The following is a 22,308-nucleotide window of genomic DNA, read 5'->3' on the forward strand; positions in this document are numbered from 1 at the left end:
TCGTTGCGCTGGCGGTACGCGCTGTCGAACAGGTGAATGAAGAGATCGCTCATGACCCGGCCAGCGCCAGGCTGGGGCCGGGCGGACCTGGGCTGAGCCTGAGCGCAGAGTATGCTGGCCGGGTCATGAGCGATCTCTTCATTCACCTGTTCGACAGCGCGTACCGCCAGCGCAACGACATCGAGACGCTGCGTCTCGACGCCGAGGTCGACGCGGACAACATCAGCCACCTCCGCCGACGCCTCGATCTGACCGAGGCTCGGCTCGATCGCGCCGAGCTGGTGATCGAGGCGATGTTCGTCTACCTCGAGAACCAGGAGCTGATGAACCGCGACACGCTCGCGATGCTGATCCGCGAGGTCGACGGCCTCGACGGCAAGGTCGACGGCCGGGCGGGGGTCAAGCCGACCGAAGGCTGAGCGCAGTCCTCGAGTCAGTGCGACCGCGGGCTCGTGGGGTTGGGCCGCGTCGGGTGGGTCGGCCGGGCCGGCGCGTCCTTGACCGCCATCAGCTCGACGGTGAAGGTCAGCCTCGAGTTGGCGGGGATCTTCCCCGTGGCCCGCTCGCCGTAGGCGAGCTCGGGTGGGATGATCAGGCGCCGCAGCCCGCCGACCTTCATCCCGGCGATGCCGAGCTCCCAGCCCTTGATCACCCGCCCGGTCCCGAGCACGAAGGCGATCGGCTTCTTGCGCGTGACCGACGAGTCGAACACGGTGTCGTCGTCGAGCTTGCCAGTGTAGTGAACCGTGACCCGGTCCTTGTCGGCGGCGGCCCGGCCCTCGCCCTCGGCGTACTCCTCTACGATGACGCCGCCCTCGAGCTCGAAGCGCCGCAGCGGCTCACCGGCGAAGACCTCGTCGCCCTTGGGATCGGGCAGGGGCGGGACGGCCGAGACCAGCTCGATCGTGAAGGTCAGCTGGGAGTTGGCGGGGATCTTGCCCTTCTTGCGCTTGCCGTAGGCGAGCTCGGGGGGGATCGTCAGCTTGCGCTTGCCGCCGACCTTCATGCCCGGCACGCCCTGGTCCCAGCCCTTGATCACGCGGCCCTGGCCGAGCGTGAAGGTGAAGGGGTGCTTGCGCTTGCGCGAGGTGTCGAACATCGTGCCGTCGGCGAGCGTGCCGTAGTAGTGGACGCTGACCTCGGACCCGACCTTGGCCTCCTCGCCCTCGCCGATCACGAAATCCTCGACGAGGATGCCGCCCGGGAGCGTGGCCGTGGACACCGGCTCGCCGTCGTAGCCGGGGTCTGGCGGGATCGGGTTTTTAACCGGGGTCTGGGCGGGGTTCTGGGCAGGCGCCGCTTGCCCCGCTGGTGTCGCCTGCGCGCCCGCTTCGGCCTTGGCCGTGTCGCTCGCGCTTGGCGGAGCGACACACGCGACGAGCGCGACGAGCAGGCACGGCGAGATCAGGGCGCGGGACACGGTGGTCATGGCGCGCAGGTATATAGACAAAGCTCGGCCCTGTCATCGGGTCAGGCGGCGAGCTTGGCGTAGCGGTCGAGGTAGCCGCGCAGGCGGAGCTTGCGGCGCGTGCTGTCGGAGCTCATGTAGCGGACCTTGCCGAAGATCGGCCGCTCGGGCCCCCAGGCCCGATCGTAGCGGCCGAAGCACCACATAATCCCGCTATAGGAATTCGGGTCGCGGCCGTCGAGGGCGTACTTGTCGTTGAGCTCGATCATGGTCTCGAGCGCGGCCGGAGCCGAGGCCGACCACTCGAGGATCTTCTTGCCCCACAGCATCCGCATGTAGTTGTGAATTCGGCCTTCGCGCACGAGCTGGGTCTGGGCCGCGTTCCAGATCTCGTCGTGGGTCGCGGCCGCGTCGAGCTCGGCCGCGCTGTACAGGTGCGGGCGCGGGTCGTGGCGGTGGTCGGCGAGGGTGCGCCTGGCCCAGTCGGGCAGCGTCTCGTACTCGGCGTAGCTTGGGTCGTGGGCGCAGCGGTTGAAGCCGAGCTCGCGCCAGGTGATCAGCTGATCGAGGAAGGCCTCGGCCGGCGGGCTCATGTTCCACCACCCCGCGCGGCTGCCCGTGGCCTTGGCTCCGATGATCTTCGAGGCGTCCCAGTCCTCGTGGGTCTCGACGGCCTCGAAGATCTCGTGGGCGCCGATGTGGCCGAAGTGCAGATAGGGCGAGAGCCCGCTGGTTTCGTCTCGATCGGGGTGGTTGCGCTTGTCCGCGTAGTCGGCCAGGCGCTGGTCGAGAAAGGTCGCGAGGCGCTGGCGGCCGGGCCCTGCGCCGCCGACGGCGACGGGGGCGATCGTGTGGCAGATCGGGAGCGTGGCGAGCTCGCGCCGATCGGGATCGAGGAGCGTGGACGCGGGCGGCCAGCGCCGGGTGATCGCGGCGGGGATTCGACTCAGCGCGGGCAGCCCGGAAAAGTCGGGCGTGGGCGTCGGTCGGCAAAAGAGGTGATCGGGCAGCGTCTTTTGCAGGTGACGACGAAAGGACGCGGCGGTCGTGAAGATCCGATCCGTGGCCCGCATGGGGTAGATCGTGTTCGAGTCGACGGCCTCGAGCCGGACCTCGAGGCGACCCGCGGCCGCGGCCAGCGCCCGGGGCAGGAAGCCGACGGGGTAGTCATCGGTGACGACCGCGCAGGACTTGGCGGCGAGGGCCTCGAGCAGGCCCGAGCTGCGACCGGGGCGCGTCTCGACATGGGGAAAATAGCTCACGGGGGTGTCCGCGAGCTGCTGCGCGTGCGCGTGCATGCCGTCGAGCACGAAGGCGTGAAAGCGGTCGCTGGCCCAGGGGTAGTCGACCCGCAGGGCCTCGAAGATCAGCAGCGGGCGCTCGAGCTCCCGGGCGAGCTCGAGCGCCCGATCGAGGGCGAAATTGTGCGCGAGTCGACGCGCGGCGACCATCCAGTAGACGACGAATTTGCCCGCGGGGCGGGGCGGGCTGGGCACCAGGCAGCGGACGCGATCGGGGGGCACGGGCATCGGCGGGTGTGTAGCGGGTTTTCGTCGTCGCGCCCGGCGAAGGGGCCTCCGCACGCTTTGCTGCGCGCGCGGGCCCAACTCGGTGGTTTTGCGACGGGCGCCGCGGCCGAGTTCCGCCACCATCAAGCGTGTGTGGGGGGCGCTCCATTCGATCAACGGGCCGGTCGTCGAGGCCCGCTTCCTCGTCGATCGCCCCGAGACCTTGCCCAAGATCGGGGAGCTGATTCACGCTCGCAACACTCGCGGGCAGCGGGTCGCGTTCGAGGTCGTGTCGCACGTGGCCGCGGACAGCGTCCGGGCGATCGCCCTGGCCGACACCCGCGGGCTCGAGGTCGGTGAGCGGACGATCGCGACCGGGGGCCCGCTCGAGGTCCCCGTCGGCGAGCAATTGCGCGGGCGGATCCTCGACGTGTTCGGGCGCCCCCTCGACGGCGGGGCGGCGCTGGCCGAGCCGCGCTGGCCGATCCACCGCCGCGCGCCGAGCCTGACCGAGCGGGTCCCGGCCCACGCGGTGTTCGAGACCGGGCTCAAGATCGTCGACTTGCTCGCGCCCGTGCCCCGCGGCGCGAGCACGGGCCTGTTCGGCGGGGCCGGGGTCGGCAAGACGGTCCTGATGATGGAGCTGATGCACAACACGGTTCACCGTCACCACGGCGCGACCCTGTTCGCGGGGATCGGTGAGCGCTCGCGCGAGGCTCGCGAGCTGTGGCTCGAGATGGCCGAGTCGGGGGTCCTGGACAGCTCGACGGTGGTCCTCGGCCAGATGGGCGAGACCCCCGGGGTCCGGTTTCGGACCGCCGCCGCGGCGCTGACGATGGCCGAGTGGTTCCGCGACGAGGCCCGTCGAGACGTGCTCGTGTTCATGGACAACGTGTTTCGCTTCGTCCAGGCCGGCAACGAGGTCAGCGGCATGCTCGGGCGGCCGCCGTCGCGGGTCGGGTACCAGCCGACGCTCGCGGCCGAGGTCGCGGCGCTGCAAGAGCGGATCAGCTCGTCGGTCGACGCCGCGATCACGTCGATCCAGGCCGTCTACGTGCCCGCCGACGACATCACGGATCCGGCGGTCGCCGAGCTCTTCACCCACCTCGACGCCTTCTTGGTCCTCTCGCGCGAGGCCGCGGCCGAGGGCCTCTACCCCGCGGTCGACCCGCTCGAGAGCAGCTCGAGCCTGCTGACCTCGGCGATCGTTGGCGAGCGCCACGCCCGGATCGCCGCCGAGGCCCGCCGCGTGCTCGCCAAGTACGAGGAGCTCCGCGACATCATCGCGCTGATGGGCATGGACGAGCTCACGCCCCGCGACCGCGAGGCGGTGCTCCGGGCCCGTCGGCTGCGGCGCTTCTTGACCCAGCCCTTCGCCGTGACCGAGGCCTACACGGGCAAGCCTGGGGTCTACGTCGAGCTCGAGCAGACCCTCGCCGGGGTCGAGGCGATCCTCGCGGGCGAGTGTGACGACCTCGCCGAGGCCGCGCTCTACATGGGCGGGAGCCTCGACGCGCTCTTGCGTCGAGGTCGCGAGGGTGGGCGAGCAGACGAGCAGGGGAGGGCGGGGTGAGGACGATGCGCCTGGTCGTGTCGACGCCGGAGCGCGAGCTCGAGCTCGAGTCCCTCGTCGCGCTGCGCTTCATCGCCGAGGACGGCTGGCGCGGGGTGTTGCCCGGTCACGAGCCGGCTCGGGCCCGCTTGCGGCGGGGGGCGGCGCGCTGCGTCGAGGCGGGCGTCGGGCGGGCCGAGGCCCGCGTGCGGTGGTTGGCGACCGAAGACGGCGTCGTCCTCGTCGACCGCGCCGAGCTGCGGATCCTGACGCGCTGGGCCGCGCTGGCCGACTCGCTCGTGGATCTGCGCGAGCTCGTCGAGGCCCGCGACGCCGAGCGCACACGGCTCGAGCACGAGGCCAGGGCCTTCACGCGCCGTCATGAAGTTGCGACCCGCCGGGCGCTCGGTCGCCTCGAACGGAGGGTGTCGAGGCCGTGAACCCGAGCGAGCACGAGCGGGGTTCAGACCCACCGGGTGACCCGCACACCCGCGAGATGGCCGCGGCGATCGTCGAGCTCGAGGCCCTCGAGCGCAACGCGATGACCCGCCGCGGCCGCAACCTGTGGGTTCAGGTCTCGCGGGTCGGGACCTTGGGCTGGCTGATCGCGCTGCCGATCGTCGGCGGCGCGCTGCTCGGCAGCATCGTCGATCGCCACCTCGGGACGGGGCTGACCTTCACCCTCGCGCTGCTGGTCGTCGGCGTCGCGCTCGCCGGCTTCGGGTTGTGGCGCCACGCGCAGGAGCTGGACGACTGAGATGGACCCGCTCGAGCTCGTGATCGGTGCCCTCGTCGGCGCGGCGCTCGCGGGCGTCCACGCCTGGGCGGTCTACCGGGCGGCGGCGCGGGTCGTGGACGCTCGCCGCGCCGACGCGCTCCTCGCCTTCCCGGTCCGCGTCGTGGCGCCGGCGGCCGGGCTGTTTGCGCTCGCGCTCTCGAGCCCCGCGGCGCTGACCGGCGGCGTGCTGGCCTTCGCGATCGGTCAAGTCCTGGCGCGCGCTCGCCTGACTCGCGCTCGAGATTGATCCGCCATGAACCCGGTCTTCACGCTGCGCCTGTTCGGGCTCGAGATCCCCGACACGATCCCCGTGTCGCTCGGCCTGGTCGCGCTGATCCTGGTCGTCGCGTGGTTGAGCGCGCGGCGGCTCGTGGTCCACGAGCCGAGCCGCTGGCAGGTCGTGCTCGAGATCTTCGTCGTCTGGCTCAGCGACACCGTCGAGCGGATCATGGGCGAGGACCCCAGGCCCTACGTGCCGCTGATCGGGACCTTGATCGTCTGGATCGGGCTGTGCAACTTGCTCACCGCCGTGCCCTGGGTTCGGCCGCCGACCGCGGACCTGTCGACGACGGTGGCGCTGGCCTTGGTCGTGATGATCGCGGTCCCGGGCTACGGGATCTGGCGACACGGCGTCGGCGGCTACCTCCGGACCTATCTGCGCCCGCACCCGCTCTTGCTGCCCTTCAACATCATCGGTGAGCTGACCCGGACCCTGGCGCTGGCCGTGCGCCTGTTCGGCAACGTGATGAGCGGACACATGGTCGGCGCGGTCTTGCTGGTGGTCGCGGGGCTGCTGGTCCCGATCCCGCTGGTCATGCTCGGGCTGCTGACCGGGATGATCCAGGCCTACATCTTCGGGATCCTCGCCGCGGTCTTCATCGCGGCGGCGATCCAGGTCGACCTCGCGCGCGATCAGCCGGCCGAGCCGGCCCAGGTTCAGGAGAAGACATGAACGAACAGACCCTGTTGTCCCTCGCGTCGATCATCATGGCCGGGATCACCGTGACGATCGGGAGCATCGCGCCGGCGCTGGCCGAGGGCCGGGCCGTGGTCGCGGCCCTCGACGCGATCGCGCGCCAGCCCGAGGCGGCCTCGTCGACGACCCGGACCTTGTTCGTGGGTATGGCGATGGTCGAGTCGACCGCGATCTACTGCCTGGTCGTCGCGCTGGTCCTGCTATTCGCCAATCCCTTGATCTGAGCCGTGTATGGGCGTCGACTGGACAACCGTCATCTTCGAGATGGTCAACTTCGGCTTGCTCGTGCTGATCATGCTCCGCTTCGTGTTTCGTCCGGTCCGCAGGATCCTCGACGAGCGCAAGGCCGATCTCGCCCAGCGCGAGGCCGAGACCGCCGCGCGTGAGGCCGAAGCCGCCGAGGTCCGCGCGCGCTTCGAGACCCAATTGGCCGAGATCGACGCGCTCGCCGAGCGGCGCCAGAGCGCGGCCCTGTCCGAGGCCCGGGCCGAGGGCGAGGCGATCATCGAAGAGGCGCGGGCGGCCGCCCGGAGCGATCGCGCCAAGGCCGAGGCCGAGCTCGGTCGCGCGCGCCAGCGGACCCTCGCGCGCTTCCGGGCCGAGGTCCTGGGCCTCGGCGCCCAGATCGCGCGCCGGGTCGTGGGCGAGATCGGGACCGCCGAGCTCAGCTTTGCGTTCGCCCGTCGGGCCGTGCACGCGCTCGAGGACGCCGTCGACGGCGAAGCTGCGGCCGGACAGATCCGGGTTGAGCACAGCCTCGACGTCGAGCCCGACGAGCTCGAGGCCTTCATCCGTGACGAGCTCGGCGCGGAGGTCGAGCTCCGCTTCGAGCCCGACCCCGAGCTCGTCAGTGGCGTGCGCCTCCACGCCGACGGCCGCGAGGTCGAGTCGAGCGTGGGCGCGAGCCTCGACGCGTGGTACCGCGATCTGATCGGCGATGAGGGCGACGGCGAGGGGCCCGCGATCCAGGCGCAGACGGGCGCCCGATGAGCGACCCAGGTGGCGAGACCGAGCTCGAAGGGGCCATGCGCGCGCAGCTCGAGCGCGCGCTCGAGCAGACCCGCGAGGGCCTCGCCGGGCTCGAGCCGCGGACCCGGATCGAGCGCCTCGGGCGGGTCGTCGCCGTCGGCGATGGGGTTGCGATCGCGCACGAGCTCGAGCGCCCGGTGTTCGGCGAGTTGGTCGACGTCGGCGGCGTCGCGGGTCGGGCCGAGAGCGTGTCGGCGTCGGAGGTTCGCCTGGTCCTGCTCGGGCGCGGGAGCGTCGAGGCCGGCGATCCGGTCCGCCGGGCGGGGCGAATCCTCGACACCCCGGCCGGTTCGGGCCTGCTCGGGCGGGTGGTCAATCCCCTCGGTCACCCCCTCGACGGCCGCGGCCCCCTCGCTGGCCGCCGACGGATCCGGGTCGAGCGGGATCAGGTCCCGCTCGCCGACCGTGAGCTGGTCTCGCGCCCGCTGCGGACCGGGGTGTTTGCGATCGACACGATGATCCCGATCGGCCGCGGCCAACGCCAATTGGTGATCGGCGATCGCTCGACGGGCAAGACCGAGCTGTGCGTCGACATCCTCGCCGCGCTCGAGCCCGAGATCGTCGGGGTCTACGTCGCGATCGGCCGCCGGGGCTCGGAGATCGCCGGGGTCGTCGCTCAGCTGCGCGAGGCGGGCGTGCTCGAGCGCGGCTTTTGTGTCGTCAGCGACGCCGACGATCCGCTCGGGCTGGTCCACCTGACGCCCTACGCGGCCTGTGCGATGGCGGAGTCCCTGGTCGAGGGCGGCCGCGACGTGGTCATCGTCTACGACGATCTGAGCAGTCACGCGCACGCCCACCGCTCGCTCGCGCTGCTGCTCGGCCGTCCGGTCGGGCGCGAGGCCTACCCGGTCGATGTGTTCTATGCCCACGCGCGCCTGCTCGAGCGCGCCGCGCAGTTCGGCGCGGAGCTGGGCGGCGGCTCGCTCACGGCGCTGCCGATCGTCGAGACCCAAGCCGGGGATCTGACCGCCTACATCCCGACCAACCTGGTCTCGATCACCGACGGGCAGATCCGCCTCGACGCCGGGCTGGTGGCGGCGGGCCTCAACCCGGCGGTCGATCTCGGGCTCTCGGTCTCGCGCGTCGGCGGCAAGGCTCAGCCCGAGCTCGTCCGAACCCTCGCGGGCTCGTTCAAGAACCGCTACGCGCAATTTCTCGAGCTCGAGTCCTTCGCGCGCTTCGGGGGGCGGCTCGAGCCCAGTGCCCAGGCCGTGATCGACTGGGGCCGGCGGGCCCGCGCGGCGCTGCATCAGGCCTACGGTCAGCCCCGGACCTGGGCCCAGACCGTCGCGCGGATGCTCCTCGTCGACGATCCGGCCTTCATCAAGCTGAGCCAGGAAGGGGTCGCGGACGCGGTCGACGAGGGGGTTGCGAGGCTGCTCGATGATCCGGCCTTCGACCGGGCGGCGATCGACGGTGGTCGCGTGGGTCGGGAGCTCATCGATCCGCTGCGGCGCCGCGCCGCCGTGGTCGCGGCCGCGCTCGTCGAGCGCTTCGGGATCGACGCGACTGTGGACCGCGCGGGCGAGGAGCCAGGCGCGTGACCAAGCTTCGGGCGCTCGAGTCGCCGCTGCGGGCGTGGCGGAGCTTCCGGGACATCGCCCGCGCGACCCAGACCCTCGCCGCGGTCCAGGCCATGCAGTGGGCCGAGCGCAGCGCCCGGGCCGACGCGCACCTGAGCTGGTGCGAGGCCGTCGCGGCCGCCCATCGCCTGCCGCCGAGCCCGGGACCGCGCCCGCGGGTCGTGCTCGTGCTCGGCACGGAGCTGGGCCTGTGCGGGTCGCTCAACCGCGAGCTCGCGGCGTGCTGCGAGCGGGCGGGCCTCGACCGCGCGCCCACGGTCCTGTCGGTCGTCGTCGGCTCGCGCCTCGCGCTGCTCGAGCCGCTCGCGGGCGCACGCCCGATCCACCGCGAGGCCCCGAGCTCGCTGCCCGCGGCGCGTCGGCTCGGCGCCGAGATCGAGGATCTGATCAACCTGTTGCCGGACGCGCTCGCCGTCGAGCTGAGCATCGTGCTGGCCACCGCGGTCGACGAGGACGCCCACCCGCGCGTCGAGCTGCGGACCAGCGCGCGGCCGGACCTCGAGCTCGAGCCGAGCGATCGGAGCTGGCTCGACCGGCCCCGCCGCGAGCTCTCGGTCCCGGCCTCGTTCGCGGGCCAGGCCCAGCTCCTCGCCCGCAACGCGCGGCTGGTCGCGGCCCTGTGCCGGGCGATCACCAGCGAGAACGAGGCTCGCTGGCGAACCATGAGCCGGGCCCACGAGTCCGCCCAGCGCCGCATCGGCGAGCAAGAGCGGCGGCTTCGCAGGCTCCGCCAGGAGCTGATCACCCAGGAGATGCTCGAGGCGCGACAGGGATCGGGCACGAGTCGTCAAGGGTGAACACGACCGGCATCCGAGCGGCGGCATCTCTTCGAAGGCCAAGGGGTGTTATCTTGTCCGAGTGAAGATTTGGCGATGGCTCGGTGCGGCGTCGCTTGGGCTGTGCTCCCTGGCGGGGTGCAGCTCGGTCCAGGCTCAGGTGGCCTGTCCGACCACCCACGTGAGCGCTCCAATCCTGCGCTCCCAAGCGGAGCTCGAAGCACAGATCGCCCTCGCAAAGGGTGAAGCCTGGGATGAGGAGTCGGTCCCCGCCTGTACCCTCGATGAGCTGCCCGAGGTCGACTGGGACACGGAGGCGGTCGCGGTGATCGTACGGCGGGGGCGGTCGAGCGTGGACCGCATGAGCGTGAGCGGGCGACGGCTCCACGTGGTCACCCGAGGGATCCGCCAGTGCGGTGGACAAGAGCTGATGAGCTGGCAGGGCACCTTGTTGGTCGTCGTGCCCGCGAAGGTCCAGTCGATCGAGTGGCGGTCGCTTCGGACCAAGCCCTGCCCGAACCGACGCGGCCCCCGTCCGCCCTGATCGGTGGCTCTCGACGAGCCTCGCGCCGTGGCCCAGCCGAGGGGCGCCTATTCAGTCACAGGTGGGTCGAGGACGCGGGGGTCCCTCGCGCGCGCGGCCGTGGCCAGGGCCGAGACGATCTCGCTAAAATTGGGCCCCTCGATCTCGGTCAAGCCCTCGACGTAGGCGTGATAGCCCCGGGCCTCGATCATGTGGAGCGCAGAGACGACCGGACCGACGCCGGGGTAGTGCTCGTCGAGCTGGCCGATCTTGTGGGCGCCGAGGTGGGCGAGGTAGGGCAAGGCGGCGCGGTTGGTGACCGGCTCGAGCACCGTGGTCGTGAGCACCCGATCGTGGCCTTCGTCGACGACGAGCTCGGCGAGGGCGCGCAGGGCCAGGGCCGCGGTCCACGAGCGTCGGCGCCTGGCGGGCAAGACCGCGAGCTGATCGAAGTAGGCGATCCGGCCCCGGAGCTCGGCGTCGGGGTCGAAGCCAGGCCGCCACGCGATCGTCGGGCGCTGAGCCCACAGCGGCGACGCGCGCAAGATCGGATCGGGCAGGGTGAGCGTGAAGCCGATCGCCTCGTCGCCGAGCTCGAGCAGCCACACGCGCGCGCGCGCGAGCAGCTGGGCGTAGCGGCTGTCTTCGCTGCCAAGCAAGAAGCCTGAGCTGCGAGCCTCGCTCGCGGCTGTGATCGGGAGCCCGCGCCTGACCTCGAGGACCGCGCGGAGGTCCGTGGCGCCGGCTCGCCGGACGCGGGCGCCGTCTTCGAGCTCGAGCTGGGATCCGGCCTCGCCCACGGCGTCACGCATGACCGTCAAAACAACAAGTTCAAGAGCAGCGAGCCGCGGCGCCCACGTCCGGCGCCGGATGAGCCCGACTCGCGCCACTCGTTGTTGCGCGCGAGCGAGACCCCGAGCTGCTGGGTTCGCAGCTCCTGAACTCGGGCCTCGTGCACGGCCTTGCGCGACTGATCGAGGCCGCCGCCGCGGACCCACTCGAGGATGTTGCTGAGCTCGCCCTCGTCGAGCCACACGCCGTGCTGCTTGCAGGTGTCGATGATGACGCGGCTGAACTTGCCGTACTGGCTGCGGTTCATCAGCGCCTTGCACTCGGGGCAGGGTCGGTAGCGCACGGGTTGGTCCATGGCCGCGGCGGGGCGCTCGCTGTCGGCGTTGGGCTCGACATCCGCGACCATCTCTTCGGCCCGTCGGATCACGTGCTGGAAGGTCTCGGAGCTGAGCCACAGGCCCGCGCAGCCGCTGCACTCGAGCAGCGAGAGGTCCGCGCCGAGGCGGCGGCTGTGCATGCGCTGGTCGCCGCCGCAGGCCGGGCAGATCCGGTCATCGAGCTCGCCCGCGGCCCCTTCGGCGGCGAGGGGCTGGGCGCAGCTGTGGCAAAAGCGCGCCTTGTCGCTGACCCGGGTGACGCAGCGCGGGCAGATGCTGGTCAGGTCGCGCTCGTAGGCGGCGAAGCTCGACCCGCAGTGCGAGCAGTTCGGGCCGTCAGACCGCGGCGCGCCGCAGCCCGAGCACCGGACCACCGCGGCCTCGTGGGCCGCAGGTTGACTGACGGTGACGACCTCGCCGCAATAGCAGCGAAAGCGGCTGCCGACCTCGTAGCCCGAGGCGTCGAATTGGCGGTTGCACTGGGAGCAGGCGACGATGAGGCGCACGGCCCCAAGATAGCAGTCGCGCGGGCGGCGAGCACCCGAGCTGCGGGCAGGTCTCGACCGGGGTCAGGGGCCGCGGCTCATCCACATCGGGGGCTGGAGGCTCTCCGACTCCAGCGTCGAGGTGTCGCCCTCGGGCAGACCGAGCTCCTGCGCCCGCAGGAGGCGGCGCATGATCTTGCCGCTGCGGGTCTTGGGCACGCTGGCGCGAAATTCGATCTCGCGCGGGGCCACGGCCATCCCGAGGCGCTTGCGCGCGAAGGCCAGGAGCGCGCGCCGGAGCCTGGGGCTGGGCTCGACCTCCGGCTGCAGGACCACGAAGGCCTTGACGACCTCACCCGCGACCGAGTCCGGCTTGCCGATCGCGGCGACCTCGGCCACGTCGTCGTGCTCCAACAGCCCGCTCTCGACCTCGAAGGGGCCGATGAGGTGGCCGGCCGAGTTGATCATGTCGTCGATCCGCCCGACGAACCAGTAGTAGCCGTCCCGGTCGCGCTGGGCGAGGTCGCCGGTCAGGTACCAGCCGTCGGCGAAGCACTCGTTGTAGCGTTGCTCGCGACCGACGTAGGTCCGAAACATCGACGGCCACCCGGCCCGCAGCGCGAGCTCGCCGTCGACGTTGGGTTTGTCGATGACGCGGACGGAGCCGTCGTCGCGACGCTCGACGATCGCCGCGACGATCCCCGGCAGCGGCTTGCCCATGGACCCGGGCTTGACGGTCATCGACGCGTAGTTGGCGATCATGATCCCGCCGGTCTCGGTCTGCCACCAGTTGTCGTGGATCGGCTGGGCGAAGGCCTCGAGGCCCCAGCGCATGGCCTCGGGGTTGAGCGGCTCGCCGACGCTGGCGATGAAGCGCAGCTGCGACAGGTCGCGATCGAGGGCGAGCTCGATCCCGGCCCGCATCAAGGTCCGGATCGCCGTCGGCACGGTGTACCAGACCGTCACGGCCTCGTGCTCGAGCAGCTTGTACCAGCGCGTCGGGTCGAGCTCGCCCTCGTCGACGAACACCGTCACGCCGTTGGTCAGCGGGGCGATGATCCCGTACGAGGTCCCGGTCACCCAGCCGGGATCGGCGGTGCACCAAAACACGTCGCCGGGGCGGAGGTCGAGGGCCAGGCGTCCGGTCACGTGATGGGTGACGACGGCCTCGTGGACATGCAGGGCGCCCCGGGGCTGACCGGTCGTGCCGCTGGTGAAGTGGAGCAGCGCCGGGTGCTCGGGGTGGGTCGGCGCGATCGTGTAGGTCTCGCTCGCCTCGGCCATCAGCGCGCGGAGATCGAGGCAACCCGGCGGCGGGTCGCCGTCGGTGATCAGCACGTGCTCGAGCCTCGGCAGCCGCTCACGCAGCTGCGCGATCTTGGAGGTGTAGAGCCGCCTGGTCGTGACCAGGACCTTGGCCCGGCCCTGGTTCATCCGCGCGTGGATCGGCTCGGGCCCAAACGCAGCGAAGAGCGGGCAGAACACCGCCCGGTGGGCGAGGCTCCCGAGCGCCGCGATGTAGAGCTCGGGGATCCGACCGCACAGCCCGAACACGGCCTCCATTGGGGTCACGCCGAGCTTGGTGAGCACGTTGGCGAAGCGGCTGCACTCGCGCTCGAGCGCCGCGTAGCTGAACCTTCGCTGGTGGCCGTGCTTGCCGAGCCAGCGCAGAGCGATCGTGTCGGAGAGCGGCCCGCGGGCGTGTCGAGTCACCGCCTCGTGGGTGATGTTGAGGCCGCCGCCGGGCTGCCCGTCGAGCCATCCGCGAGCATCCGACCACGAAAAACTCGCGCGGGCCTGCTCGTAGTCGGGCATGTTGGGCATCTTGCGACGCTAGAATCACGGCGCGCGGGGGCCAACCAAAACGCTTGCGTCGGCTGGCACCCCCCTCGTCAAAAGTTTCGCGAGCCGTGAATTGACGCTCTCGACCGCACGCAGTTGGATCATGCACCCGTGGCCGTCACACCGAAGCCCGAGATCCCGCCGCCGTCGCCGTCTCCAGAGCTGCCGGAGCCGCCGCCGGAGCTGCCCGAACCACCGCTGCCGGAGGTCCAGCCGCCGCCGCCGGAGCCCGCGCCTCAGCCCGCGCCGCCTGAAATTCCGCCGCCGTCGTCCCGCGAGCCTGGCGGCGCGCCGGCGTTGAGCGTGGCCGCGGCGCGCAGGTCGAAGACGCTGCGAGCAGCTTCGCAGACTGACGAGATTTTCGCGGGCGCGACCTGCGCGAGCTTCTGTTTGCACTAACATCGAGCCGGTGGTGACCACCCCTGAGGTCACCACCGGCTCGGAAGTAGGTGTGTCGACCGAGGCGGCGGTCACCGGCTCGCCGGGCGACGGGCCGACGCGCGGGCCCGCTCCGTCGGGCGAGCACGAGCCCAGCTGCTCGAGCCGGGCCCGCAGCCGGTCGCGGCGGGTGCCGATCTGCTTGGGCCAGGGTCCGCGAGCGCGCCCCCAGAGTCGAGCACGACCTCCGAGGCGCTGGTCTTCGGAGCTTGCACTTCGCCAGGAGTCGATCGACCATCCGCCGATGAACAAGCGGCACATCTACGCTCTCGCCTTCGCCCTCGGGCTGACCACCAGATTCTTGACCGCGTGTGCCGAGGGCTCCCAGGGGGACTGTCAGCCAGGCGAGCTGGGTTGTGAGTGCATTGGCGGGACTTTGTGCACCGACGGTTCGACCTGCGATCTCGGCCTGTGCGTCGGCGGATCGGCCGAGAGCGGCGACGAGACGGCGGGCGAGGAGAGCGGCGGCGCCGAGATGGGCGACGGCGACACCAGCGGGGATGGAGACCTCTCCTGCGAGATCTCCGCCGACTGCCTCGACGACGAGGTCTGCGTCGAGGGAGCCTGCGGCGACACAGACCTCTACTATTACGACGCCTCGGTGGTCGTGTTCGTCCCGCCGATCTGCCGCGACGGCGTGGGGACGGCGGAGCTCGAGTACGAGGTCTACCAAGATGAGGTGTTCACTGACCTCTCGAGCGAAGCTGGCTGTCCGGGGGCCTGGCCCCAGGAGCCTTTCAGCTACGACTCACTCAGCACGCTTCAGCTCGACTTCTACGAGGTCGATGCATTCTTCGACGACTACATTACGTCGATGTGCTGGACCGACGAGTTTGATCAGTGCGACAGGGTCCCGAAGCTCATCCTCCATGATGGCGGCTGGGTGGGCATGGTCGAGGAGTCGTACATCGAGCTTCGCTTCGACCCGCTTCCGTATTGACCCCGAGCTCGGGGCTGCTCAACGGCACGCGAGCGCGATGGCGGCCGAGACCGCGCCCCCGCGCAGGAGCGCGACGGGCTCGTTGAGCAGCTTCCAGCCCAATTTGTTGCCGAGCGAGCGGTTCAGGCTCGCCGCCATTCGCTGGTAGTTCCACGGGTGATTGGCGCCGCCGAGGCTCTTGGGCCAGATGTGGTCGGCGTCGATCCCGTCGAGGTCGTAGCCCTTCTTGCGCCACACTCGGCGAACCTTCGCGGTGTTCATCTGCCCGCCGCACAAGGAGCTCGAGCCCGAGCTCGAGAGCGACGCGACCATCAAGCTGACGGCGACGATCTTCCAGTTTCGCGCCGCCTGCTCATAGTCGCGCTGAGCTTGACGGTAGGCTTCGGTCGCCTCGCCCTGGCGCCGGGCCGCAGCCTCGAGATGTCGGGCTGCCTCTCCCATGTCCGCCTCGACCTGATCCCAGACCTGCAGGAGCTCGCGGGTGGCTCGCTGGATGTGCTCGGCCCGGACCTCGAGCTCGCGCAGCTTCGCGTCGCCGCCTGCGTTGGCTTGCTCGACCGCGGCGAGGCGGGCGTCGAGGTGCGCGGTGATCTCGGCCGCGGCGGGCCGACAAGCGCCGAGCGCGAGCGAGCATGTCAGGAGCCAAGCTCTGTCGTGGGGGCTCATCGAGGCACCCCAGGCGCGGGCCGAGGGCTGCGGGAGCGTCGCTTCGTCGGGGGCCGCTCGCTGCCCGTGGCGCCGTCGACACAGGCTTGGAGCTGGTGGATGTCGCGGACGGCTTGCTTGCGCTCGGCTCGAACCCGTTCGTAGCAGGCCGGCGCCCGACCGCAGCTCGACGCCGTCGCCTTGCCCGCGACCGCTCCCCCGGCGCACCCGGCGATGGCGAGCGGCGCTGTTGCGCCGCCGCTGACGACGGCGCTGAGGATCCCGAGGCCGCAGCCGAGGGCGGCGCCCTTGCTGACGCGGGCGTCGTTGCGGGCCAGGCATGCCTCGTGCTGGGCGATCTGGGCTCCGCACGCAGCCGCGGCCTCCGTCACCTTGGCCTCGACGATCGCCTTTTGTGCCCGGCACTCGGCGCGCCTGGCCTCGGCCACGGCACGGTCCAAGGAGCGCTCGGCGACCTCGATCTCACCCTCGAGCTCGGCGAGCTTCGTGGATCTGCGGGTCTCCTCCTGCTCGAGCTTGGCGATGCGCTTGTCGAGGGCGGCGGCTTCGCGGGTCTTGCTCGCGGTGCAGCCGACGCTGGCAGCCAGGGCGAGGAGCAGCACGGGTAAGGTGGCGTTCGGGCCAGGTCGCATCGGCGAGAGGATAGCTCAGACGTGCACGCGCCCGAGGGGTCATCGCGGCGGCGGGCGAGCGGAGGCCCTGGCCGGCTCAGCGCGCTCGCAGGGCGCAGGACACCAGCATGCGGGTCTCGGTCTTGACCGGGCTGAGGCTGACCTCGATCGGGAAGATCGTCCCGTCTTGCTTTTGCCCCGTCAGCTCGAGGCCGGCGCCCATCGGGCGCGGGCTCGGTGCCTGGGTGAAGCGCCGGACGTGGTCGACGTGTCGCTTGCGCAGGGGCTCGGGGACCAGGATCTCGATCGCTTGGCCGACGAGCTCCTCGCGCGGGTAGCCGAACATGCGCTCGAGCTGGTGGTTGATCAGGACGATCGTGCCGCTCTCGTCAATCACGCAGGTCGCGTCGGGGGCGGATTCGAGCAGGCCGATGAACTGCTGCTCGGACTGTCGACGCTCGGTGACGTCGCGGCCGACGAGGTAGATCCCGGTCTCGTTGGGGATCGAGCGGGCCCGGAGGTCGATCCAGCGGTGCCCACCCTCGCTGTGGCGCATGCGGATCTCGAACCCGGCCTGGGGCTCGCCGGCCCAGATCTTGGCGAGCTCGGCGTCGAACAGCTCGCGGTGCTCGGGGCTGACGAACTGGCGCAGCGGCGCGTTGGCGCGGGCGTCCTCGACCCAGCCGAGCAAGGAGCTCCACGCGGCGTTCGACTGGGTGATGTGCCCGTGCTGATCCACGATCGCGAGGAGGTCGAGGGAGAGGTTGAAGAAGCGCTCGCGCTCCTGCTCGGTCCGCTTGCGCTCGGCGAGGGTCGTCAGCCAGGCCTGGACCGCGGCCGCGAGCTCCGAGACCGACTGCCAGCGAGCGTCCCGCGCCTTGGCGAGCCCGGACATGCAGATGCGCTCGAGCTGGGGCGGGACGCTGGGGATGAGCTCGGTTGGCGGGGTCGGCGGGGTCTCGACCACGGCGTCGAGGATCGCGGCCACGTCGTCGCCCAAAAAGGGAGGCCGCCCGGTCAGGATGTCGTAGAGGATCGCGGACAGCCCGTAGACGTCGGTCCGCTCGTCGATACGATCGACCAGGCCCTGGGCCTGCTCGGGTGCCATGAACGCGGGGGTTCCGAGTCGCTGGCCCTGCATCGTGGCCAGGACCGGCACGCTGGTGAGCGCGGTCCCGAGCGCGGCGGGGTCGCTCCCGCCCGCGGAGCTGGGCTGGTCGTCCGTGCGAATGCGCTTCGCGAGGCCCCAGTCGAGCACGACGACCTCGCCGAAGTTGCCGACGATCACGTTTTCGCCCTTGAGGTCGCGATGGACGATTCCGCGCGAGTGGGCGAAAGCCATGGTGTTGCAGACGCTGATGAAGTTGTTCAGCAGTTGCAGGAATGGGCCCGAGACCAGGTCGTCGCCGTCGTCGAGGTTCTCGTGGAATTCGGTGATGACCGCGGACAAAGTCCGGCCCCGCAAGAAGCGCATTGTGTAGAAGCAGCGCCTCCCGTCATCGGTCGCGCTGAAGTCGTAGACCGGCACGATGCCAGGGTGGTCGAGCTGGCCTGTGATCCGCGCTTCGCGAAAAAAACGCGCGCGATTACCCACATGATCGGCCTGGTCGTCCTTGAGGCGCTTGAGGGCGATCTCGCGATCGAGGACCTCGTCGTAGGCCCGCCAGACCTCGCCGATCCCACCTGAAGAGTGGAGGCCGCGCAGCGTGATCCGCTCGCGGACCGTCAACGGAAGGGTGCCCAGGTCGATCTCGTCGAGTTCGTCATCGAGCTCGATGTCTGAATCGAGCGAGGTGCGCCGGGGCAGCGTTGGCCGCTCGTGGAGCGGCTTGGGATCACACGCAGCGTTCTCGTCAATGAGGCCGTGATTGGGGGGAAGTGCGCCGAATTGCACGTTGGAATCGTCGCCAAGCCCCATGGGCGAGAGGGTAATCGCGATCCATCCGACACTAAAGGCGGCCTGGACCGGGAAGCTCACGGGCATCGCAAGTTAAACGTCGACGATGCCTGCGCATGTGACGACGCCGGTCGCCGGATGATCGACCCATTCCCGCGCGCGGTTGTGGAGCCGGCCCGCGAGCTGGTCGCGGCCAGCCGCCGGGCCGTCGCGCTGTTCGCTCGACGTCGCCGGCCTCGTGGCATTGGTCAGCGCGCGTTGGCGCCGACGCGCAGCTGGCCGTCGAAGTCGTAGACGAGCTCGTTGCTGCCGACCTCGGACCACACGAGGATCCGCCAGGCCAGGTCGCCGTCGATGAACTCGACGGTCGCGCGGTTGGGCGTGCCGCCGCTGCGCTCGGTCGCGGCCGCGAGGATCCCGGGGAGCGCGCTGAAGTCGACCTCGGCGACGGCGAAGCTCTGGCTGGGGACCGGCACGGCGTCGCCGCGGCGCAGGTGTGTGCCGTCGGCTTGGATCGAGTAGCGCTGACCCTCGGCGTCGTAGGCCTCGATGCCGCCGGGGCTGATCTGGATGCGCCGGACCTGATCGCTGATCGCCTCGACCCGCTCGGGCACGGTCTCGGGCGCGCGCAGGTAGTCGGCAACCACGGGGAGGCTCGGCTCCGTGTTCCCGGCGAAGGTCGTCCACAGCAGGACGCCGGCGACCACGAAGGGGATCAGGGCCCCGAACGCGATGAGGAGGATGACGCGCCGGGGGACGCCGCGGGGTTGATGCTTGGCCTCGTTCACGCGGCGAGCAGCCTAGCAGCCCGGGGTGCAATGTATCGTGTCGCCTCGCGCCGGAATTTGCGCCGAGGGCGCGAAGCCAAAACGCCGCTGTACCGGGCGTACTGCAAGTTTTGGCGACAAAGCCCTCGGCGAAAAGGCCAAGCGAGGCGGCGCGAGGCATTGCACCCCGGGCTGCTAGCCCTGAATCAAGCGCTGCGCTCGTCGAGGTGGAGCTTCAGCGCGTTTTGGCTTCGCGCCCTCGGCGAAGATTCCGGCGCGAGGCGACACGATGCATTGCACCACGGGCTGCTAGGCCTAAATCAAGGGGCTGCTCGGCCTCGCGCGCGTCGAGCGACAGGCCTCGCCCGGGATGAAGCGGGTGTGAAAGCCAGCCGGAACCCGCGAGGGGATCGCTAGCTTGGCGACGAGGTCGAGCTCGCGCGCCGACAGCAGCCACAGCTCGCTGCGCCCGCTGCCGAGCTCGGACACGAAGGTCACGAGCACGGCGTCGTCGGGGTCCGGTCCGAGCGGCGCGACGCTGACCTCTCCGCCGTACCACCCGGCCGGATACTTGCGCTCGATCGCGGCCCCGGACCCGAGCTCGACCCGACGCACGCCGTCAAAGCGAAAGGCCTCCTGCTCGGCGAAGGTGCCCAAGAACGCGGCGTCGGTCGGCGATCCGAGCCGACGATCGTCGATCCGCGGGAACTCGGCCAGGGCCGAGTCGATGAGCTCTTCGCGGGCGAGGCCGGTGTCGAGGTCGAGGGTCCAGCGGACGAGCTCGGGCTCGAGGCGCAGGTGGGAGATGCGCGGCACGACCCGATCCGTGCGCCCGGGCTGGGGCTGGTACATCAGGGGGTCGCGCATGCGACAGACCGTGACGATGACCTCGCGGCCCTGCTCCCAGGCGTTGGCGAAGTGGTAGACGTAGCAGGCCGGGACCTCGAACCACCGGACCAGGCGGTGGGCCTTGCGATCGAACAGGCCCACGCGCGTGGGCCGGTCGGGGAAGAAGCGCATGTGGACCTTGCCGCGGGTGAGGGCCTCGGGGTCGGCGAACATCGAGACGTCGAGCAAGATCGTGTAGCGCTCGGTCAGCGCGAGGTCGTGCTGCGGGCGCGGGCCCGGGAGCTCGATCGGCGTGCGGGTGAGCTGGCCGTCGGTGGTCAAGGTGCCGTGGGTCGCGAAGGGCGGGGTGGGGGCGTAGTCGAGGAAGACCAGGTCCCCGCTGCGTGGATCGACCTTGGCGTGGGCCGTCATGGTTCCGGCGTCGGGCCACGGGCCCTCGGTCTCGAGCTCGGGGACCGTGAGCGCGTGGGGCAGCCCGCCGCCCATCCACCACAGCGCCAGGAGTCGGCCGTTCCAGTAGAGCAGGTCGGTGTTGGCGGTGTTCTTGTACGGGCCGCCCGCTCGGGTGAAGTCCGGGCGCGAGAGCAGCCCCGTCCACGTGGCTCGACCCGCGGCCTCGTCCTCGGCGAGCCCGGCGGTGCGGACCCAGCGGTTGCGGTAGCTCGCGCGCCCGTCGGCGAAGCTGACCGCGTGGACCATCCCGTCGCCGTCGAACCAGTGGTAGGGCTCGGGCGCCACAAACCGGGGGTTGCTCGAGTTGCGGGCGAACACGCCTTGGAGCCCCGGGGGCAGCTCACCCTCGAGCAGCTCGAGCTCGGGGTGGTCGAGCTCGCGCTCAACCGGGGCGAAGTCCTGGCTCGAGTAGGTGTCGCCGTCGATGAAATCCCGCGCGCTGGCCATGAAGCACCATAGCATCGGCCCCGAGCCCCGCGGCGCGGCGTGGCCCGGTCTCGATTTACACGCCCGACGAGACCGCCGGGATCACGGCCGCGGCCGGGGAGACCCTCGCCGAGGCCCTCGCCGAGCTGCGCGCGCCGGGGGCCGGCCGCCTACTGCTGGAAGCAGTAGATCGGCAGCGGGGTGCTGCAGGACTGCGCCGCGCACAGCGACCACGACTCGGTCTCCGAGGTCGTGCGCGCGATCGTGCCCAGATAGTCCGGGTTGTCCGAGGTGAAGTTGTTGCAGATGTTCGGCCCCTTGGTCCCGAACGCGGTCGTCCCGGTCCGGGCCAGACGAACGCTGCCCTCACAGCTGGCGCCGGTGTTGATCGACGGGGTGCCGAACTCGGTCCGGGCCATCGCAAAGTCGAGCGTGCCGTCGGTGAGGTCGGACCAGTTGTCGGCGACCTTGGTCCCTTCGGGCAGGTAGTAGGGCACGGCAGACGGGGTGAAGCGGGTTGAGGGCGAGCTCTGCACGGTCGACAGCCAGGCCATGTAGGTGCCCGGCAAGTCGGCAGCCGCGGCCCGGGCGTTGCAGATCGCGTCCGCGCCGTCGAGGCCGCCGAGGTCGCCCGTGTAGGTCGTGCTGGTCACGAACGCGATGCGGGACTCCCAGTCGCAGTCCGGCGCGCAGCCGTCGGACGCCACGACGTTGCCGTCGTCGCACTCCTCGCCCACCTGCAAGAAGCCGTCGCCGCAGGTCGCGGCGGTGCACGCGTTCGTGCAGTCATCGGTGTTGTCCATGTTGGCGTCGTCGCACTCCTCGGCGCCCTCGTTGACCAGGCCGTCGCCGCAGGTCGCGAGGGTGCAGACGCCGACGCAGCCGTCGTTGTCTTCCATGTTGCCGTCGTCGCACTCCTCGACGCCCTCGTAGACGATGCCGTCGCCGCACACGGCCTCGGTGCACGCGGCGGTGCACGCGTCGTTGTCGTCCGTGTTGCCGTCGTCGCACTCCTCGACGCCCTCGTGGATGAAGCCGTCGCCGCAGGTCGCTACCGCGCACTCGGCGCAGTCGTCGGCGTTGTCCATGTTGGCGTCGTCGCACTCCTCGACGCCCTCGTAGATGAAGCCGTCGCCGCAGGTCGCCGTCGCGCACAGCGAGGTGCAGGCGTCGGTGTCGTCATCGTTGCCGTCGTCGCACTCCTCCATCGCCTGGACGACCCCGTCGCCGCAGCTCTCGAGCGTGCAGGTCGCCGAGCAGCCGTCGCCGTCGACGTCGTTGGCGTCGTCGCAGCCCTCGACCCCCTCTTGCACGATGCCGTCGCCGCAGACCGCCGCGGTGCAGGCGTTCGTGCACGCGTCGGTGTCGATCGGGTTGCCGTCGTCGCACTCCTCGCCCTGGTCGACGATGCCGTCGCCGCACAAGGCGTTGGTGTCGCCGTCCCCGGTGTCGCCGTCGCCGGGGTCGCCGTCGCCGTCGCCGGGGTCGCCGTCGCCGTCCCCGGTCGTGTCGGTGCCGACGCTCGAGGCCTCGATGATCGGTTCGACGCAGGCGCCGAGCATCGAGCAGAGAAGGGACGCGGTCAGGGCAGCGTCGAAGCGAGTGGTGCGCATGGCTGCATGGGACCAAATT

The 22,308-nt window shown here is 70.9% G+C and carries 24 protein-coding genes; 13 read left to right on the forward strand and 11 right to left on the reverse strand.

The window, feature by feature from the left end; genetic code table 11:
- Positions 1-125: 125 nt before the first annotated feature.
- Positions 126-419: a hypothetical protein gene (locus tag ENSA5_RS23975; protein ID WP_106394019.1), complete on the forward strand. Its 294-nt coding sequence runs from the start codon at positions 126-128 to the stop codon at positions 417-419.
- 14 nt (positions 420-433) lie between these two features.
- Here the strand turns inward: ENSA5_RS23975 and ENSA5_RS39925 are convergent, their stop codons facing one another.
- Both ENSA5_RS39925 and ENSA5_RS23985 read right to left on the reverse strand, forming a co-directional pair.
- Complete coding sequence (locus tag ENSA5_RS39925) at positions 434-1,429, reverse strand: FKBP-type peptidyl-prolyl cis-trans isomerase (RefSeq protein WP_106394020.1); 996 nt, start codon at positions 1,427-1,429, stop codon at positions 434-436.
- A gap of 41 nt (positions 1,430-1,470) precedes the next feature.
- The gene (locus tag ENSA5_RS23985; RefSeq protein ID WP_106394021.1) at positions 1,471-2,937 is read right to left on the reverse strand and encodes a cryptochrome/DNA photolyase family protein; all 1,467 of its coding nucleotides are present in this window, start codon (positions 2,935-2,937) and stop codon (positions 1,471-1,473) included.
- Between the two features lie 130 nt (positions 2,938-3,067).
- On the opposite strand from ENSA5_RS23985, the gene atpD reads away from it, so the two are divergent.
- The 10 genes from atpD to ENSA5_RS24035 all read left to right on the forward strand — a co-directional run bounded on the left by atpD (position 3,068) and on the right by ENSA5_RS24035 (position 10,154).
- Entirely contained in the window at positions 3,068-4,489 is a 1,422-nt protein-coding gene (gene atpD, locus ENSA5_RS23990) for a F0F1 ATP synthase subunit beta (protein WP_181198079.1), read from the forward strand.
- Complete coding sequence (locus tag ENSA5_RS23995) at positions 4,486-4,908, forward strand: ATP synthase subunit epsilon domain-containing protein (RefSeq protein WP_106394022.1); 423 nt, start codon at positions 4,486-4,488, stop codon at positions 4,906-4,908. Before atpD ends, ENSA5_RS23995 begins: the two co-directional genes overlap by 4 nt.
- Complete coding sequence (locus ENSA5_RS24000) at positions 4,905-5,225, forward strand: AtpZ/AtpI family protein (RefSeq protein WP_106394023.1); 321 nt, start codon at positions 4,905-4,907, stop codon at positions 5,223-5,225. Before ENSA5_RS23995 ends, ENSA5_RS24000 begins: the two co-directional genes overlap by 4 nt.
- Before the next feature lies 1 nt (position 5,226).
- Positions 5,227-5,493 carry a hypothetical protein gene (locus ENSA5_RS24005; RefSeq protein ID WP_106394024.1) on the forward strand — a complete coding sequence of 89 codons (267 nt, stop codon included), beginning with the start codon at positions 5,227-5,229 and terminating at the stop codon, positions 5,491-5,493.
- A gap of 6 nt (positions 5,494-5,499) precedes the next feature.
- On the forward strand, positions 5,500-6,198 hold the full coding sequence (gene atpB / locus ENSA5_RS24010) for a F0F1 ATP synthase subunit A (protein WP_106394025.1): 699 nt from the start codon (positions 5,500-5,502) through the stop codon (positions 6,196-6,198).
- The gene (locus ENSA5_RS24015) at positions 6,195-6,446 is read left to right on the forward strand and encodes a F0F1 ATP synthase subunit C (RefSeq protein ID WP_106394026.1); all 252 of its coding nucleotides are present in this window, start codon (positions 6,195-6,197) and stop codon (positions 6,444-6,446) included. The genes atpB and ENSA5_RS24015 overlap by 4 nt, the downstream gene beginning before the upstream one ends.
- 7 nt (positions 6,447-6,453) lie before the next feature.
- Complete coding sequence (locus ENSA5_RS24020) at positions 6,454-7,212, forward strand: F0F1 ATP synthase subunit B family protein (protein ID WP_106394027.1); 759 nt, start codon at positions 6,454-6,456, stop codon at positions 7,210-7,212.
- Entirely contained in the window at positions 7,209-8,795 is a 1,587-nt protein-coding gene (locus ENSA5_RS24025) for a F0F1 ATP synthase subunit alpha (protein WP_106394028.1), read from the forward strand. The genes ENSA5_RS24020 and ENSA5_RS24025 overlap by 4 nt, the downstream gene beginning before the upstream one ends.
- Positions 8,792-9,631, forward strand: coding sequence for a F0F1 ATP synthase subunit gamma (locus ENSA5_RS24030; RefSeq protein ID WP_106394029.1), 840 nt, complete (start codon positions 8,792-8,794; stop codon positions 9,629-9,631). Before ENSA5_RS24025 ends, ENSA5_RS24030 begins: the two co-directional genes overlap by 4 nt.
- A gap of 160 nt (positions 9,632-9,791) precedes the next feature.
- The gene (locus tag ENSA5_RS24035) at positions 9,792-10,154 is read left to right on the forward strand and encodes a hypothetical protein (protein WP_146156048.1); all 363 of its coding nucleotides are present in this window, start codon (positions 9,792-9,794) and stop codon (positions 10,152-10,154) included.
- 47 nt (positions 10,155-10,201) lie between these two features.
- On the opposite strand, the gene ENSA5_RS24040 is transcribed toward ENSA5_RS24035, so the two are convergent.
- The 3 genes from ENSA5_RS24040 to acsA all read right to left on the reverse strand — a co-directional run bounded on the left by ENSA5_RS24040 (position 10,202) and on the right by acsA (position 13,611).
- Positions 10,202-10,945, reverse strand: a complete 744-nt coding sequence (locus tag ENSA5_RS24040; RefSeq protein WP_106394031.1) for a hypothetical protein — start codon at positions 10,943-10,945, stop codon at positions 10,202-10,204.
- A 5-nt stretch (positions 10,946-10,950) separates the two neighbouring features.
- The gene (locus tag ENSA5_RS24045) at positions 10,951-11,808 is read right to left on the reverse strand and encodes a zf-TFIIB domain-containing protein (protein ID WP_106394032.1); all 858 of its coding nucleotides are present in this window, start codon (positions 11,806-11,808) and stop codon (positions 10,951-10,953) included.
- Positions 11,809-11,871: 63 nt separating this feature from the next.
- Entirely contained in the window at positions 11,872-13,611 is a 1,740-nt protein-coding gene (acsA, locus tag ENSA5_RS24050; protein WP_106394033.1) for an acetate--CoA ligase, read from the reverse strand.
- Positions 13,612-13,740: 129 nt separating this feature from the next.
- On the opposite strand from acsA, the gene ENSA5_RS36315 reads away from it, so the two are divergent.
- Together ENSA5_RS36315 and ENSA5_RS24055 are read left to right on the forward strand one after the other, a co-directional pair.
- Positions 13,741-14,028: a hypothetical protein gene (locus ENSA5_RS36315; RefSeq protein ID WP_146156049.1), complete on the forward strand. Its 288-nt coding sequence runs from the start codon at positions 13,741-13,743 to the stop codon at positions 14,026-14,028.
- 283 nt (positions 14,029-14,311) lie between these two features.
- On the forward strand, positions 14,312-15,007 hold the full coding sequence (locus tag ENSA5_RS24055) for a hypothetical protein (protein WP_106394034.1): 696 nt from the start codon (positions 14,312-14,314) through the stop codon (positions 15,005-15,007).
- An 18-nt stretch (positions 15,008-15,025) separates the two neighbouring features.
- Here the strand turns inward: ENSA5_RS24055 and ENSA5_RS24060 are convergent, their stop codons facing one another.
- The 6 genes from ENSA5_RS24060 to ENSA5_RS24085 form a co-directional block, all read right to left on the reverse strand.
- Entirely contained in the window at positions 15,026-15,673 is a 648-nt protein-coding gene (locus tag ENSA5_RS24060) for a hypothetical protein (RefSeq protein WP_106394035.1), read from the reverse strand.
- Positions 15,670-16,305 (reverse strand): hypothetical protein, encoded by a 636-nt coding sequence (locus ENSA5_RS24065; protein ID WP_146156050.1) that lies wholly within the window; start codon positions 16,303-16,305, stop codon positions 15,670-15,672. The genes ENSA5_RS24060 and ENSA5_RS24065 overlap by 4 nt, the downstream gene beginning before the upstream one ends.
- Before the next feature lie 76 nt (positions 16,306-16,381).
- On the reverse strand, positions 16,382-18,178 hold the full coding sequence (locus ENSA5_RS24070; protein WP_181198080.1) for a PAS domain S-box protein: 1,797 nt from the start codon (positions 18,176-18,178) through the stop codon (positions 16,382-16,384).
- 251 nt (positions 18,179-18,429) lie between these two features.
- Positions 18,430-18,969 (reverse strand): hypothetical protein, encoded by a 540-nt coding sequence (locus ENSA5_RS24075; RefSeq protein WP_106394038.1) that lies wholly within the window; start codon positions 18,967-18,969, stop codon positions 18,430-18,432.
- Positions 18,970-19,263: 294 nt separating this feature from the next.
- Positions 19,264-20,697 (reverse strand): carotenoid oxygenase family protein, encoded by a 1,434-nt coding sequence (locus ENSA5_RS24080; protein WP_181198081.1) that lies wholly within the window; start codon positions 20,695-20,697, stop codon positions 19,264-19,266.
- Positions 20,698-20,846: 149 nt separating this feature from the next.
- Positions 20,847-22,289, reverse strand: coding sequence for a DUF4215 domain-containing protein (locus tag ENSA5_RS24085; RefSeq protein WP_106394040.1), 1,443 nt, complete (start codon positions 22,287-22,289; stop codon positions 20,847-20,849).
- Positions 22,290-22,308: the final 19 nt, after the last annotated feature.

The sequence above is a fragment of the Enhygromyxa salina genome (genome assembly GCF_002994615.1).
Lineage (GTDB): Bacteria > Myxococcota_A > Polyangia > Nannocystales > Nannocystaceae > Plesiocystis > Plesiocystis salina_A.

What these genes read in the sequence shown, in the direction of transcription:
- ENSA5_RS24085 (WP_106394040.1), bottom strand. Translation starts at nt 22,289, where the DNA reads ATGCGCACCACTCGCTTCGACGCTGCCCTGACCGCGTCCCTTCTCTGC.
- ENSA5_RS23985 (WP_106394021.1), bottom strand. Translation starts at nt 2,937, where the DNA reads ATGCCCGTGCCCCCCGATCGCGTCCGCTGCCTGGTGCCCAGCCCGCCC.
- ENSA5_RS23975 (WP_106394019.1), top strand. Translation starts at nt 126, where the DNA reads ATGAGCGATCTCTTCATTCACCTGTTCGACAGCGCGTACCGCCAGCGC.
- ENSA5_RS24080 (WP_181198081.1), bottom strand. Translation starts at nt 20,697, where the DNA reads ATGGCCAGCGCGCGGGATTTCATCGACGGCGACACCTACTCGAGCCAG.
- ENSA5_RS24040 (WP_106394031.1), bottom strand. Translation starts at nt 10,945, where the DNA reads ATGCGTGACGCCGTGGGCGAGGCCGGATCCCAGCTCGAGCTCGAAGAC.
- ENSA5_RS24015 (WP_106394026.1), top strand. Translation starts at nt 6,195, where the DNA reads ATGAACGAACAGACCCTGTTGTCCCTCGCGTCGATCATCATGGCCGGG.
- ENSA5_RS24020 (WP_106394027.1), top strand. Translation starts at nt 6,454, where the DNA reads ATGGGCGTCGACTGGACAACCGTCATCTTCGAGATGGTCAACTTCGGC.
- ENSA5_RS24025 (WP_106394028.1), top strand. Translation starts at nt 7,209, where the DNA reads ATGAGCGACCCAGGTGGCGAGACCGAGCTCGAAGGGGCCATGCGCGCG.
- ENSA5_RS24060 (WP_106394035.1), bottom strand. Translation starts at nt 15,673, where the DNA reads ATGAGCCCCCACGACAGAGCTTGGCTCCTGACATGCTCGCTCGCGCTC.
- acsA (WP_106394033.1), bottom strand. Translation starts at nt 13,611, where the DNA reads ATGCCCAACATGCCCGACTACGAGCAGGCCCGCGCGAGTTTTTCGTGG.
- atpB (WP_106394025.1), top strand. Translation starts at nt 5,500, where the DNA reads ATGAACCCGGTCTTCACGCTGCGCCTGTTCGGGCTCGAGATCCCCGAC.
- ENSA5_RS24005 (WP_106394024.1), top strand. Translation starts at nt 5,227, where the DNA reads ATGGACCCGCTCGAGCTCGTGATCGGTGCCCTCGTCGGCGCGGCGCTC.
- ENSA5_RS24055 (WP_106394034.1), top strand. Translation starts at nt 14,312, where the DNA reads ATGAACAAGCGGCACATCTACGCTCTCGCCTTCGCCCTCGGGCTGACC.
- ENSA5_RS39925 (WP_106394020.1), bottom strand. Translation starts at nt 1,429, where the DNA reads ATGACCACCGTGTCCCGCGCCCTGATCTCGCCGTGCCTGCTCGTCGCG.
- ENSA5_RS24065 (WP_146156050.1), bottom strand. Translation starts at nt 16,305, where the DNA reads ATGCGACCTGGCCCGAACGCCACCTTACCCGTGCTGCTCCTCGCCCTG.